This window comes from Corynebacterium sp. NPDC104732 (assembly GCF_055583565.1).
The window spans coordinates 36736-50600 of sequence record NZ_JBVJNS010000016.1; the positions used below are offsets into that span (position 1 = coordinate 36736).

At 58.3% G+C, this 13865-nt stretch carries 11 protein-coding genes; 5 read left to right on the forward strand and 6 right to left on the reverse strand.

From position 1 onward, the window contains the following. Nucleotides 1-621: a DUF4178 domain-containing protein gene (locus tag ACZ6ZO_RS10570; protein ID WP_465292509.1), complete on the reverse strand. Its 621-nt coding sequence runs from the start codon at nucleotides 619-621 to the stop codon at nucleotides 1-3. A 608-nt stretch (nucleotides 622-1229) separates the two neighbouring features. On the opposite strand from ACZ6ZO_RS10570, the gene ACZ6ZO_RS10575 reads away from it, so the two are divergent. The 3 genes from ACZ6ZO_RS10575 to ACZ6ZO_RS10585 all read left to right on the forward strand — a co-directional run bounded on the left by ACZ6ZO_RS10575 (nucleotide 1230) and on the right by ACZ6ZO_RS10585 (nucleotide 5925). After that, nucleotides 1230-1517 (forward strand): rhodanese-like domain-containing protein, encoded by a 288-nt coding sequence (locus tag ACZ6ZO_RS10575; protein WP_465292511.1) that lies wholly within the window; start codon nucleotides 1230-1232, stop codon nucleotides 1515-1517. Between the two features lie 68 nt (nucleotides 1518-1585). Beyond that, entirely contained in the window at nucleotides 1586-2038 is a 453-nt protein-coding gene (locus ACZ6ZO_RS10580; protein WP_465292513.1) for a MarR family winged helix-turn-helix transcriptional regulator, read from the forward strand. A gap of 2 nt (nucleotides 2039-2040) precedes the next feature. After that, nucleotides 2041-5925, forward strand: coding sequence for a Pls/PosA family non-ribosomal peptide synthetase (locus ACZ6ZO_RS10585; RefSeq protein ID WP_465292515.1), 3885 nt, complete (start codon nucleotides 2041-2043; stop codon nucleotides 5923-5925). A 45-nt stretch (nucleotides 5926-5970) separates the two neighbouring features. On the opposite strand, the gene ppk2 is transcribed toward ACZ6ZO_RS10585, so the two are convergent. From ppk2 to ACZ6ZO_RS10610, 5 genes are all read right to left on the reverse strand, one after another. After that, complete coding sequence (gene ppk2, locus ACZ6ZO_RS10590) at nucleotides 5971-6870, reverse strand: polyphosphate kinase 2 (RefSeq protein WP_182385374.1); 900 nt, start codon at nucleotides 6868-6870, stop codon at nucleotides 5971-5973. Nucleotides 6871-7169: 299 nt separating this feature from the next. Further along, complete coding sequence (locus tag ACZ6ZO_RS10595; protein WP_182385373.1) at nucleotides 7170-7316, reverse strand: hypothetical protein; 147 nt, start codon at nucleotides 7314-7316, stop codon at nucleotides 7170-7172. A 47-nt stretch (nucleotides 7317-7363) separates the two neighbouring features. Further along, entirely contained in the window at nucleotides 7364-7549 is a 186-nt protein-coding gene (locus tag ACZ6ZO_RS10600) for a hypothetical protein (RefSeq protein WP_465292518.1), read from the reverse strand. 498 nt (nucleotides 7550-8047) lie between these two features. After that, a complete protein-coding gene (gene groL, locus ACZ6ZO_RS10605) occupies nucleotides 8048-9691 on the reverse strand; it encodes a chaperonin GroEL (protein ID WP_208768100.1) in 1644 nt (547 codons plus the stop codon). 320 nt (nucleotides 9692-10011) lie between these two features. Beyond that, nucleotides 10012-10779, reverse strand: coding sequence for a hypothetical protein (locus tag ACZ6ZO_RS10610; RefSeq protein WP_465292520.1), 768 nt, complete (start codon nucleotides 10777-10779; stop codon nucleotides 10012-10014). A gap of 338 nt (nucleotides 10780-11117) precedes the next feature. On the opposite strand from ACZ6ZO_RS10610, the gene ACZ6ZO_RS10615 reads away from it, so the two are divergent. Both ACZ6ZO_RS10615 and ACZ6ZO_RS10620 read left to right on the forward strand, forming a co-directional pair. After that, nucleotides 11118-11903, forward strand: a complete 786-nt coding sequence (locus tag ACZ6ZO_RS10615) for a hypothetical protein (protein WP_465292522.1) — start codon at nucleotides 11118-11120, stop codon at nucleotides 11901-11903. 64 nt (nucleotides 11904-11967) lie between these two features. Continuing rightward, on the forward strand, nucleotides 11968-13323 hold the full coding sequence (locus ACZ6ZO_RS10620) for a M20/M25/M40 family metallo-hydrolase (RefSeq protein ID WP_465292524.1): 1356 nt from the start codon (nucleotides 11968-11970) through the stop codon (nucleotides 13321-13323). Nucleotides 13324-13865 lie beyond the last annotated feature (542 nt).

Consider the following 13865-nt stretch of genomic DNA (forward strand, 5'->3'; position numbering starts at 1 on the left):
TTACACCTTTGGTGCTGGGTACACGGTGAGCTCGCCCGGCTGAATCGTCTCGCCGGTCGACACTTCCCAAGACTCATCGCTCGCCCAGCCTTCAAAACCGAGCAGCTTCGCGCCCGAGGCATCCGCGTAGTCGATGTACCGCATCTCGCCGCTCTCTGGAAGGCCGGTTGTGCCCTGGGATTGGTAGTGGGCGTGGCCACGCTCGTCCTCCTGGTACGTGATCCCCTCAAACTCCACGGAGGAATCCGGAGTCAGACCAGCGCCCTTACGAGTGCGCCACCATGTGAGGATCAGCTGGCCCTCATCAACCTCGACCCCGAACCACTCGGAACCGTCACCGCCATCAAGCAGGTGCTCCCACCAGTAATAAGGCCCCTGGTTGAGAGTTAAGGTGCCGCGTACCACGTAATCCTTCCCGCCTCGGGAAATGATCGCGCCCGGGGCCACGACGTCTGGACCGAACTGATCCGCGCCGACCACATCCTGCAACGGGTCCCGGTGAAAACGTTGCGGCTGACCAATACCATCCTTGTCATCTCGGCTGGCAGAGCGGAAGAAATAGATCGCCAGCCCAGCAGCAACGATTGCGATCACCATGAAAATAATAAATCCGGAGTTCATAGTCGCCGATCCTAATAGGGATGGCTTATCAATGCGCGTTAGTTGAACTTTTCCAGGTTCTACAATTCGGCACCCCACTGACATTGGTGGGCTGGGGGGTGAACGCGGGATTGGCGGGCCGGGGCGTTGGCCCCGACATTACGCCCCCGAGATTAGGCGACTAACCCCTTGACCCCGACATTACGCCCCCGAGAATGCCCCAAAAACACTTCGATGAGCCCGAACTTCGGGAGGGTAATGTCGGGGCCAACAGGACACGCGCACTTTTGCTTGGAATCCCACTCAGCAGCAGCACCATGAGGTGCGTTTTCAGCTCCCGGCAATAGACAAGGGGCAGGATTGCTGAGAAGGATGAGGCAATTGGGAAAAACCTGATCCGAAAGAGCACGACCCCGACATCACTCCCCCGAGATTGCCCAAAAACACCCCCCACCAGCCCGAACTTCGGGAGGGTAATGTCGGGGACAACGCAAACACCACCCCGCACAACCCGCCACCAGCATCTATCTGCAGGGAATACACATCCAAACCACATGGCGGGAGCGAGTCTGCCTGGTTCTTCCTTCAGTACACTGGCTAACACATCCATCTAAGTAAGGAGAAAAACTATGCGCTCTGTTTCTGTTTCTGAGGTTCCGTCCGGCGCCCAGTTCATCGATGTTCGCGAGGCCGATGAGTACGCCGCCGTTCACGCCGAAAACGCCGTCAACCTACCAATGTCCAACTTCACGTCTCACGTGGACCAGGTCAATAAGGGTCAGGAGGTGTACGTGATCTGCAAGAGTGGTGGCCGTTCTGCGCAGGTGTGCCAGTACCTGGAAAGCGCCGGCTATGACGCGATCAATGTTGAGGGCGGCACGGATGCCTGGGTAGCTGCGGGACTGCCAACTGGCTAACAGTCAACAAAATAGTGGTGCCGCACCAATGATTTAACTTTTTGATGTTTGGGATTTAACATTGAGGCATGACCACGCCTCTTGAGATCCCAACACGTCTGCTCCAGTCCCCTTCCTTCCAGCTGGAGCGCCTGCGCCGTCGCACCCGCGATGAGGTGGAAGCTACCCTCGCCACCAAGGGCACAACCCTTCGGGAATTTTGGGTGCTGACGTGCCTCATTGAGGCGTCGGCGTCGAGCCAGGCGTCCCTCGGCGAGCTGCTCGCCATTGACGCGTCCGACATGGTTCGGCTTATCGACGCCCTAGAGTCCCACAACTGGGCCAAGCGGGAGCGTGATCCAAAGGATCGTCGTCGGCAGATCGTTGCCGCTACGAAGAAGGGCAAGAATGCCCACGCGGAGCTGGTGAGCCTGGTGAGCGAGGCTGAGGCCCGGGCGTTGGACGATTCCACATCTAAGCAACTCAAGCACCTGCGCAAACTCGCAACTTCTGTTTTGATCGCTGAGGAGGACCCTCAGTAGCTGTGAGTATTGATCTAGTCCCCGCCCAGTATTTGCGTAGCTCCCAGGCCCCGCCCGCGCGCACCCTCTATGAGCTGCTGCAAGCCACCGCCGAGGCGCACCCGGAGGCCGCAGCCATTGATGACGGCACGGTAATGACCTACGCCGATTTAATGGAGGAAGTTGATAATTTAGCTGCCCATCTACATGCTCATGGGATCCGGCGTGGGGATCGCATTGGCATCCGCATGTCCTCCGGAACTAAGGACCTATACCTTGCCATTTTGGGCACGATCGCCGCTGGCGCCGCATACGTTCCCGTGGACGCTGATGACCCGGATGAACGCGCGGACATGGTGTTCGGGGAAGCCGACGTCAACGCCGTGTTCACCGACGAAGGCCTGCGTATCAAGCGCCTTTCCGAAAGCGGTGACACCGAGCGCCCCCGCCTTGACGACGACGTCTGGATCATCTTCACCTCCGGGTCTACCGGCAAACCGAAGGGGGTTGCGGTCTCGCACCGCAGCGCGGCAGCGTTCGTGGACGCAGAGGCGCAGATGTTCCTGCAGGACGCACCGCTCGGCCCGGAGGACCGAGTGCTGGCTGGCTTGTCTGTCGCATTCGATGCTTCTTGTGAGGAAATGTGGCTGGCCTGGGGCCACGGCGCGTGTCTGGTCCCCGCCCCACGCTCGCTGGTTCGGTCCGGCATGGACTTGGGCCCGTGGCTCATTCGCCGGGACATCACCGTGGTCTCTACGGTTCCTACTTTGGCGGGGATGTGGCCTGCAGAAGCGCTGGATAACGTGCGCCTGTTGATCTTTGGTGGCGAGGCCTGCCCGCCGGAGCTGGTGGAGCGTTTGGCGACGGTGGATCGCGAGGTGTGGAACACGTACGGCCCCACGGAAGCCACGGTGGTGGCGTGCGCCACCACGATGGAGCCGAATCAGCCGGTGAGTATCGGCTTGCCGCTCGCGGGTTGGGACCTGGTGGTCGTCGATAAGCAGGAGCAACCAGTGGCGGTCGGTGAGGTCGGCGAGTTGGTGATCGGCGGGGTGGGGCTGGCCCACTATTTGGATCCGGAAAAGGATGCGGAAAAGTATGCGCCGATGCCGTCGATCGGTTGGGATCGCGCGTACCGTTCCGGCGACCACGTGCGCCTGGAAGAGGACGGCCTGTACTTTGTGGGGCGCGTGGATGATCAGGTGAAGATCGGTGGGCGTCGCATTGAGCTGGGTGAGGTGGAGGCCGGTGTGGCGTCTTTGCCGAATGTTCGCCAGTCCGCGGTGGCGGTGCAGGCCACTGGCGCGGGCGATAAGGTGCTGGTCGGTTATGTGTCCTTGGAGGACGAGACGCAGGCGTTTGATCACGCCGAGGCCCATGAACGGTTGAGCAACATCATGCCCGCTGCCCTGGTGCCGCGCATTCATGTGATGGATGATCTGCCGGTGCGCACGTCCGGCAAGGTGGATAAGAAGGCGTTGCCGTGGCCGCTGCCGGGTACTGCGGTGGAGGCCGAGGGGCTGAGTGGCACGGAGTCGTGGCTCGCTCAGTTGTGGGTGGACACTCTTGGGGTGTCGGTGGAATCGAAGGAGGCGGACTTTTTTGAGCTCGGGGGGACGTCACTCGCGGCGGCCACGTTGGTAGGCGCGATTCGTGACCGGGTCCCCACCGTGTCCGTGCGGGACCTCTATGACCACCCGCGCCTGGAGTTGCTTGCGGAACGGGTCGACCAGATCGCGGCCGACACCGGGGTGTCGCTCACGTCGGAAATCCCGGAAGATCTGCATTCGGAAATCAAGCCAGTTGGCCTGAGCACTCGCCTGGCGCAGTTTTTGATTCAGATTCTGGCGATGACGCTGCTGGCCGGCCAATGGGTGACGGGCCTGGCGGTGCTGAATTGGCTGTTGGGCTTTGCTGGTGTCACCTGGGCGCTGTCGCTGCCGACGTGGGCGCTGGTGGTCCTGGTCTTGGCATTCTTCACCCCACTGGGCAGGCTGCCGGTAGGTGCGTTGCTCGTGCGTCTCATCGCCGGGTCTATTAAGCCGGGTACATACCCGCGCGGCGGGGTGACACACCTGCGGCTCTGGGCAGCGGAACGCTTCGCAGCGACGTCCGGAGCCACGAGCATCGCCGGTGCGACATGGATTTTGACCTATGCGCGGCTCCTGGGCGCGAAGGTAGGCGCCCAGGTTGACCTGCACACGTTGCCGCCAGTGACGGGTTTGCTGACGCTCGGGGATCATGCTGCGGTGGAACCTGAGGTGGATCTGTCCGGGTATTGGGTTGAAGGCGACAAGGTGCACGTGGGTGCCATTGAGATTGGCGCTAATGCGCGCATCGGCGCGCGTTCCACGTTGTTGCCGGGGTCGGTCATTGGTGAAGACGCCCACATCGAGGCAGGCTCCTGCGTGACTGGCCACAAGCCGGTGAAGGCGCGGGCGCGCTGGTCTGGTTCGCCGGCGGCGAAAGTGGGCCGTTCCAAGCACCGCTTCCCCGAGGAGCATCCGCCGCGTCGCAGCTACTGGGTTCCGCTGTATGGGCTCACCTCAGTGGCGCTCAGCCTGGTGCCGTTGTTGGCGTTGGCCGTGGCTGGTGTCGTGGTGATGCTGCCAAGTATGCTGCGCCCACTGTCCGGGTTGGCGGCACTGGGCTGGGCGTTGGCGCTCACCCCGGCAGGCGCCCTCCTGGGCCTGCTGAGCTACATGGTGATGGTGTGGCTGATCGTCCGCGTGGTGGGCATCGGCCTGAAGCCGGGTGTGTTCCCGGTGCGCAGCGTGATGGGCTGGCGGCTGTGGGTGACGGAGCGCACGCTTGACGACGCCCGAACCCACCTCTTCGTGCTCTATGCTTCGCAGCTCACTCCCCTGTGGTTCCGCAGCTTGGGCGCGAAGATCGGAGCTAATGCCGAAATCTCCACGGCCGTGATGATTCCCCGCCTGACGGAAATCAAGGAGGGCTCCTTCCTGGCTGATGACACCATGGTGGGTGGCTATGAGCTGGGCGGTGGCTGGATGCTCACTGACGTAGCACGGGTGGGCAAGCGTTCCTTCCTCGGTAATTCGGGTATCGCTGGGCCGGGTCGCAAGCTGGGTAAGAATTCCCTGGTGGCCGTGTTGTCCTCGACTCCGAAGAAGGCCCGGGCGGGATCTAACTGGTGGGGCAGCCCTCCGGAGCGGCTGCGTCGCGTGACGGTGTCCGCCGGTTCCGGTGAGGATCTCACCTACAACCCTGGCTTTGGTGTGAAGGCGGCCCGTGGTTTGGTGGAGACCTTGCGTCTCCTGGGCCCGATCACCTCTGGGTTGCTGTTCGTCGCGGTGCTCGCAGCTTTGCAAACGTTGTGGTCTGTGTGGGGGTTTTGGGCTGCGTGGGCACTCGGTGGCGTGGTGTTGATGGTGGCCGGACTGTGTGCTCTGCTGGTGACGGTGCTGGTGAAGTGGGCGTGCGTGGGCCAGATTCAGGCGGGCGATCACCCGTTGTGGTCGCGGTTCGTGTGGCTGAACGAGTTGCAGGATGTGTTTGTGGAAGGCGTGTGTGCCCCGTGGTACCTGAACCACAATTTGGGCACCGGCTCGCTGAACAATGCGCTGCGGCTCCTCGGTGCCCACGTGGGTCGGGGTGCGTGGATTGAGTCCTATTGGTTCCCGGAGGCTGACCTGTGCTGTGTGGGCAGGGGAGCCACCGTGGGCCGGGGTTGTGTGGTGCAGACCCACCTGTTCCAGGACCGTGTGATGAGTTTGGACGCTGTGACGCTTGCCGACGGCGCAACCCTCGGCCCCCATTCCGTAGCATTGCCTGCCTCTGAGCTACGTGTCGACGCCTCCGTGGGGCCTGCTTCCCTCGTGATGCGCGGCGACCGGGTCCCCGCCAACTCTGCGTGGCAGGGCAACCCGATTGAGCCTCGGGTGTAGTTAGCGAAAATGGGCGCCCCTGGTGGGCGCCCATTTTTTGTTGGTTTAGTCGCCGATCTGGTCGCGACCGCGCAGCACGATCAGCGGATCTGGCTCGCCAACGAGCTCGTGATCTTTTCCGGTGTATTCAAACTTGGAAAGCACGTAGCGCATCGCATTGAGGCGGGCGCGCTTCTTGTCGTTGGACTTAATGGTGATCCATGGAGATTCGTCAGTGTCCGTGTAGCGGAACTGTTCTTCCTTAGCGCGGGTGTAATCATCCCACTTGTCCAGGGATGCGAGATCCATTGGGGAAAGCTTCCACTGACGCACTGGGTCTACCTGACGGATAGCGAAGCGGGTGCGCTGCTCCTTCTGGGTAACGGAGAACCACAGCTTGGTCAGGGAAATTCCGGAACCCATGATCATATTCTCGAGCATAGGGACCTCACGCAGGAACTCAGCGTGCTGCGATTCAGTGCAGAAGCCCATAACGCGCTCAACACCGGAACGGTTGTACCAGGAACGGTCAAAGAACACGATCTCGCCAGCGCAAGGGAAATGCTGGATGTAACGCTGGAAGTACCAAGAAGTAGATTCGCGGGGCGAGGGCTTCTCCAGCGCAACGGTACGGGCACCACGAGGATTGAGGTGCTCGTTAAAGCGTTTAATGGTGCCACCCTTGCCCGCAGCGTCACGGCCCTCAAACAAGATAATGTGTTTCTGACCAGTTTCCTTGGTCCAGTTCTGCCACTTCAAAAGCTCGATCTGGAGTGCGCGCTTTTCACGCTCGTATTCTTTGCGAGTAAGACGTTCACTGTATGGGTAATTTTCCCGCCAGGTATCAATCGGCTTACCCGAAGGGGTAAGGAGGACAGGATCATCCTCATCAGAATCGTCTACCACGTAACCCTCGGTAGCCGCGAGATCGACAATGTGAAATTCCTGCTCTTTTGCTTCAGCCATAGTTCAATACTACCCCGGGAACGTGGGCCAGACCTGCTAAAACGGACCCTAAAATAGGTGGGAGTAGTTACTGAGATTCTCGAAATGTTTTTCTGGCGTAACTCATCCCAGCTGCTGGCGCGGAAATGCTCTTTCAGCAGTGGCCTACCGGTGAGCCACCGAAACCTGCGCGTCAACGCCTGAATCAAGCAACCGCAACGATCCCCTGAACTACAGGCCGAGAAACAAAAAGAAAATCCCCCAACCTGATGGTCGGGGGAATTTCACAAGCTAGAGCTCAAAGCTCAGGCTATTAAGGCTTACTTGAGGCCGAAAACCTTAGCGATGCTTGCGATAGCGGAAGCAACGTTGCCCAGTGGCTTGAGGGTCTCGCCCAGAGTCAGGATTGGCTGGAAGAGGTCGATTGCAAAGTCAGCGGTGGAGGTGATCAGTTCAGCAGAAAGCATTGGTTATCTCCTAGTAGATAAGAAAGTGTGATTGATGTTGCCCAGAATTAGTAGGACGACAGAAGAGCCGAGCTGGTGGCATCGAAGACGTTAAATGCGAAGTCATCAGCAAAGATGATCCAGTTGATTGGGTTAGCAAGAGTCACGATGTTATCCAAAGCGCCGCCAATGTTGTCGGAGATCTTTGCGAGACCTTCGATGACCTTGCCGAAGTTGCCGATCTGTTCGAACATATTTACTCCTTGAGAGGTTCCAGCTTCTAGCTGGAGAAACGGTTCCAGTTGCTGACGCCCCTCAGGACGTCATGACTTAAATTAAAGCACATTTCTTTCCACGGTCAACCTGAAACCCCATTTTCTCCCGTCACACTTTCCCCCGCCGTGAACGCCAAAGAAGAAACTGTTACATCAACAAGATTTAACCTTGATTTTGCAAATCGCCTGTTCAGGAAGGGAAAACTGCTTTTGACACCTTTTCAGTAACGCTACTTTTTCGTGAAACTTTTCCTGACCCCGTAACGCCCGACGTAGTCGCTTCGATTAAGCGCGAGCGCCAGAAATACCCCCGAAAAAAGTCCCCATTTTTTACCCCATCCGGGGGTATATACATGCTGTCAGATACCCTCTACTGCCCCAAGAATTAACTTGTGTGCCTTGCAGAAACACAAAAATCCCGTTCCTTCTCGGGACGTAACCGAGAAGGAACGGGATAAAGCGGTGCTAGAAGGGGCCCTAGAAGCCGCCCATACCACCCATAGCGTCTGCATCTGGGACCGCAGCGCCGGCAGGCTGTGGTTTGTCTGCAACGACAGCCTCAGTGGTCAGGAACAGCGCAGCGATGGATGCTGCGTTCTGCAGGGCAGAGCGAGTTACCTTCACTGGGTCGTTGATGCCAGCAGCCATCAAGTCAACGTATTCGCCCGTAGCGGCGTTCAGGCCCTGGCCCAGCGGGAGGCTAGCGACCTTGTCAGCAACAACGCCTGGTTCCAGGCCAGCGTTCTCCGCAATCTGCTTCAGAGGGGCAGACAGGGCGGAACGAACGATCTTGACACCGGTAGCCTCATCGCCGGTGAGGGACAGGGCGTCGTCAAGCACGTGCGAAGCCTGCAGCAGCGCCACGCCACCGCCGGCCACAATGCCTTCCTCGACAGCAGCCTTGGCGTTGCGGACAGCGTCCTCGATGCGGTGCTTGCGCTCCTTGAGCTCAACTTCGGTAGCGGCACCCACCTTGATCACTGCGACACCGCCAGCGAGCTTAGCCAGGCGCTCCTGGAGCTTCTCGCGGTCGTAGTCAGAATCGGAGTTCTCGATCTCGGCGCGGATCTGGTTTACACGCCCCTCGATCATGGAAGCCTGGCCGGCACCCTCAACGATGGTGGTGTCATCCTTGGTAATAACCACCTTGCGTGCGGTACCCAGCAGCTCGATGTCCGCGGTCTCCAAGGACAGGCCGACCTCTTCGGAGATGACCTGGCCACCGGTGAGGATAGCCATATCCTGCAGCATGGCCTTACGACGGTCACCAAAGCCCGGAGCCTTCACAGCAACAGACTTGAAGGTGCCGCGGATCTTGTTGACCACCAGGGTGGAGAGGGCTTCGCCCTCAACATCCTCAGCGATGATCAGCAGAGGCTTGCCGGTCTGCATAACCTTCTCAAGCAGTGGCAGCAGCTCCTTGATGTTAGAGATCTTGCTGGACACCAGGAGAATGTATGGATCTTCCAGGACTGCTTCCTGGCGCTCCATATCGGTAGCGAAGTAACCGGAGATGTAGCCCTTGTCAAAGCGCATACCCTCAGTCACGTCGAGTTCAACACCGAACGTGTTGGACTCCTCCACCGTGATGACGGATTCCTTGTTCAGCTTGCCACCGCCAACGGCGTACATCGCCTCAGCAATCTTTGCGCCAATCGCAGGATCCGCGGCGGAGATACCAGCGGTAGCAGCGATCTCCTCCTCGGTCTCAATCTCCTTAGCGGAGCTCAGCAGCTGCTCGGTAACCTTCTCCACAGCCTTCTCGATGCCACGCTTGATGCCCATCGGGTTAGAACCAGCTGCCACGTTGCGCAGGCCCTCACGAACCAGCGCCTGAGCGAGCACAGTAGCGGTGGTGGTGCCGTCACCGGCAACGTCATCAGTCTTCTTAGCTACTTCCTTGACCAGCTCAGCGCCAATCTTCTCGTATGGATCCTCCAGCTCGATTTCACGAGCGATAGAGACACCATCGTTGGTGATGGTTGGAGCGCCCCAAGACTTCTCCAACACCACGTTACGGCCCTTAGGGCCAAGGGTTACCTTGACTGCATCAGCCAGGGTGTTCAGGCCCTTTTCCAGACCACGGCGTGCTTCTTCATCAAAGGCGATGATCTTAGCCATGTAAGTATGTACTCCTTGTTAGTTGAGGACGACACTCACGTCACTTAATAGCGGGCGCCCGCGACGGCACGGTCGGTGAGTGTGTTGCCAACCTCACCCGCTAAAAAATTCCTGGCACTTAGGCAATGCAAGTGCTAATACTCGTTTCTAGCAGTCCATGGAGGTGAGTGCAAGATTATCCCAGTGAAACATCGCTCCTTATATACAGGTATAGAGAGAATTTTTGCAGACAGATTTCGGCCACTAAAACCGGATCGGTTATAACCACCCTAGTGAGGCAGCTCCGCGCAATTCAGTGCACCACCCGCAACCATCCGCTGCTACAGCTGAGATGTCACCTCATCCAGCATCATTTGCGCAGACATATAGCTCCCGTCCGTCGGCCGCGCAGCAATCGCCACCCCAAACCACCCCGCCGGGGTTTCCACAAAACCGAACCGCCGCGCAAAATACCCGCCCGAAGGATCCGACCCCCACCCCCCTCTAAACCTCATCCCTGGAATCTGCCCTAAACCGTCGCGCTGTTCAGGAGTTACTAAACCCATTTTGTCCGTTACTATCGCAGCGTTCGGGTGGCACCCTAACTCAGCTTGTGAGGCTAGCGTCCATTCCATCTGCCCAAACACACTGAAACCATGTCGAGAAGGCGCCGAATTAACCACAGGAGCAGGCGCCACCAACCCCGGATCAGCAGCGCCCTGCGCCAGTGCAGCCAGCGCGATTGACACTTTTATAGTGGCCCACGGCACATCCGAAACTAGGGTGCCAAAGATGTGGGACTGCGAACCATCGTAAAGCACTGCGCCAAAATCGCCACCAACTGAGAATACGTCCAGCACCGGCGGCGGAACTTTCCGGGTAATCCTCACCACGGCAGGCTCCCCCTCCGCCTTTGTCTGATACTGCAAATAATCCCAATAGCTACCACCACCCAGCAGCAACAGACCCACAATCGGCACCACAACGCTGACAATCAGCTTCGACGACCATTTCCGCGCGGGAACAACAGGCAACTGAGGCACCGGATGAACATTCGCTTCCCACGAGTCAGCGAAAGCATACGGCTTTGGAGCAGGAATCTCCGTCAATGACCAGTCTTTTATCTACATCGACAACTTGATACTCCACAGTTTGCGGATCCGACTGTGTGTAGTTCACACTCTTGTGAATAAGGATCAAGCACCTACGGGCTATAACCCTTCGCCATTGCCCAGCCCCTTCCTTAAAACTTTTTAAACGTTTGCTACATATTTTTATTAATCTACTTTGATCATTTCCTTTAAATGTTTTGCATTAACCCTGGTTGCACTTAAGGTTTCACCACACCCAGCAGTGATAAAAAACACGCGCAAGAAATTAAGGCAACCCTAACTCTCCGAACTAAACTCTGAAATCAGTTCATCAATCATCTATCGTGAGGTCTTTCATGCGCAAAGCTCTTTTCACCTCGGCGCTGGCTATTTCCCTGGCAGTAAGCGCGCTTACGGCTCCAAACGCACAAGCTGTGGAACTTCCGCCAGTGCCAGATTATCTAAAACTTAAGATCAAACAATCGGCTGAACACCCACCGGCCCCTGGTGAAAATTCAAACATTGATGATAAGGAAGCCAAAGAATGGGTTAAACAGGTTAAGGAACTATTCCAGAAGGCCTCCCTTAAGGAAGCTAAGGACCTTCGAGACCAACTACTTAAAGTTGACCCCTCCGCATACCTCCACTGGGCATTCCCCGACCTTGCCAAGGTCATAGATGAAAAGGAAATGGAATCACTCGATGCTGAGGCAGAGGCCAGAACAAAAGCTGAGTCTCCTACCGAAAAGGACCTGAAGGAATCCCCTGAGGCCACGCCGGAAACCAACAACAAGCAGGAATCCCCTGAGGCCACGCCGGAAACCAACAACAAGCAGGAATCCCCTGAGGCCACGCCGGAAACCAACAACAAGCAGGCAAACCCAGTCAAGCCGGAAACCGACAACAAGCAGGCAAACCCAGTCAAGCCGGAAACCGACAACAAGCAGGCAAACCCAGCCAAGCCGGAAACCGACAACAAGCAGAAATCCCCTGAATCTGATGCAGACGGCGGGTTTTCCTCTGACAGCGCTTTTGGCATCGTGGACGTCATCCTCAGCGCCCTCGGAACCATCGGCATCGTTTTCGGAATCGGCACCGTGATCAACAATTTCTTGAAGAGCAACGGACTTCCACACTTCTAGCCATCGCGCCCGGGCAAATGAATTTTTGCTCGGGCGTTTCGCTATTGTCCGTATGCTGTAAGGCATGACTAACTCGATTGAATCCATCCGCGACCACATCACGGGCCAGCGCGACCGCATTTTCAAGGACCTTTCCGAGCTCACGTCCTTCAACTCGGTGCACTCCACGCCGGAACTCGCTGAGGAGCTCGCCGGTGCAGCGAACTGGGTAGAGCAGGCGCTTACCGACGCCGGACTCAACGTCACTCACCACGACGGCATCGACGGCGCTCGCATCTTCATCGCCACCAAGGACCCAGAACCAGGCCAACCAACCGTCCTGCTGTACTCCCACTATGACGTGGTTCCAGCAGGTGACCTGGACAAATGGACTTCCGATCCGTTCACCCTCACCGAACGCGATGGCCGCTGGTACGCCCGAGGCGCAGCCGACTGCAAGGGCAACCTGGTCATGCACTTGGCTGCGTTGCGCGCTGTTGCTGAGCACGGTGGCACCCCGCTGGGGCTCCGCGTTGTGATCGAAGGTTCTGAGGAGATGGGTGGCGAGGGCTTGGAAAACCTCATCGACACCCGGCCAGAACTGTTCCAAGCCGATGTTATTTTCATCGCGGATTCGGGGAATGTGGCCGTCGGTAAGCCGACGCTCACCACGACGCTACGCGGTGGCGGCCAAATGCAGGTCACCCTCGACACCCTCCGCGCACCCGTCCATTCTGGCGGTTTCGGTGGCGCCGCGCCTGATGCCGTTTTCGCCATGGTGCGCCTGCTCAACACGCTCCGCGACGAGAGCGGCCTGATCACCATCGACGGCCTCGACTGCACCCAGCAGTGGGACGGCCTTCCCTACGATGAAGCCGACTTCCGCGCCGACGCCGGCATCCTCGACGGCGTTGCAGTCATGGGCTCCGGCACTACAGGAGTCGCCGATCAGGTATGGGCGCGTCCGGCAATCTCCATCACCGGCTGGACCTCCACCCCAGTGGCCGAAGCAGTCAACGCCGTCCCAGCAACCTGCTCCGCGAACCTCCAGTTCCGCGTCCCACCAGGACTCACCGCCCAGCAAGTCGCCGACGCCCTCGAGGCCCACCTGCGTAAACACACCCCATGGGGCGCACACATCACCATCGAAACCTCAGGCCTCAACGACCCCTTCCGCACCGACATCAACGGCCCCGCAGTCACCTACTTCAACACCTGCATGGCAGACGCCTTTTCCTCTGACGTAGTGACCGTCGGCTCCGGTGGTTCCATCCCACTATGCGAAAAACTCCAATCAATCATGCCATCCGCTGAAATTACACTGTTTGGCGTCGAAGAACCGTCTTGCGTGATCCACTCCCCTGACGAGTCCGTGGCTCCAGAAGAAATCCGCGATATTGCGATCGCCGAAGCTCTGTTCTTGCTGAACTACAAGGCATAACGCATTTTTCCTTACCTTCTCCCGCGAGCTCAGTTTTTTTTGGGTTCGCGGGTTTTTGCGATTCGCGCAACGTTAGCCCATTTATCACAATATCCTCAATTGTTCCATTGTTCCCAACAGTTGCGTTTTTAGTTGATGGTGGGTCGGCATATCCTTTGCCCACCCCGACATTACCCGCCCGAAGTTCGGGTTCATTGAGGCGTTTTGGCAGCATTGTCGGGGCCGTAATGTCGGGGCCAACGCGCTAGCCAGGCATTGTCGGGGCCGTAATGTCGGGGCCAACGCGCTAGCCAGGCATTGTCGGGGCCGTAATGTCGGGGCCAACCCCCACCCCAGCCAACCCCAAAGCCGACTATCTCACCAGCAACCCTCCCCTAAGCGCCCCACTGCTTGAGTTCGAGTCCTGTTTTTCGAGAGTGGGAGCTTCACATTTGCTTTTTGGAAAAAGGGACTGCGGACTTTTTGTTGGAGGGTCTGCGTGGCTGAGCCCGGCGTGTGTTGCCGGGAGGAAGCTGCTTGTTATGCCTGTCAGTAGGACTGTT

Coding starts and splice junctions, on each gene's coding strand:
- ACZ6ZO_RS10580 (WP_465292513.1), top strand. CDS start 1,586: ATGACCACGCCTCTTGAGATCCCAACACGTCTGCTCCAGTCCCCTTCC.
- ACZ6ZO_RS10570 (WP_465292509.1), bottom strand. CDS start 621: ATGAACTCCGGATTTATTATTTTCATGGTGATCGCAATCGTTGCTGCT.
- ACZ6ZO_RS10575 (WP_465292511.1), top strand. CDS start 1,230: ATGCGCTCTGTTTCTGTTTCTGAGGTTCCGTCCGGCGCCCAGTTCATC.
- groL (WP_208768100.1), bottom strand. CDS start 9,691: ATGGCTAAGATCATCGCCTTTGATGAAGAAGCACGCCGTGGTCTGGAA.
- ppk2 (WP_182385374.1), bottom strand. CDS start 6,870: ATGGCTGAAGCAAAAGAGCAGGAATTTCACATTGTCGATCTCGCGGCT.
- ACZ6ZO_RS10595 (WP_182385373.1), bottom strand. CDS start 7,316: ATGCTTTCTGCTGAACTGATCACCTCCACCGCTGACTTTGCAATCGAC.
- ACZ6ZO_RS10600 (WP_465292518.1), bottom strand. CDS start 7,549: ATGTTCGAACAGATCGGCAACTTCGGCAAGGTCATCGAAGGTCTCGCA.
- ACZ6ZO_RS10620 (WP_465292524.1), top strand. CDS start 11,968: ATGACTAACTCGATTGAATCCATCCGCGACCACATCACGGGCCAGCGC.
- ACZ6ZO_RS10615 (WP_465292522.1), top strand. CDS start 11,118: ATGCGCAAAGCTCTTTTCACCTCGGCGCTGGCTATTTCCCTGGCAGTA.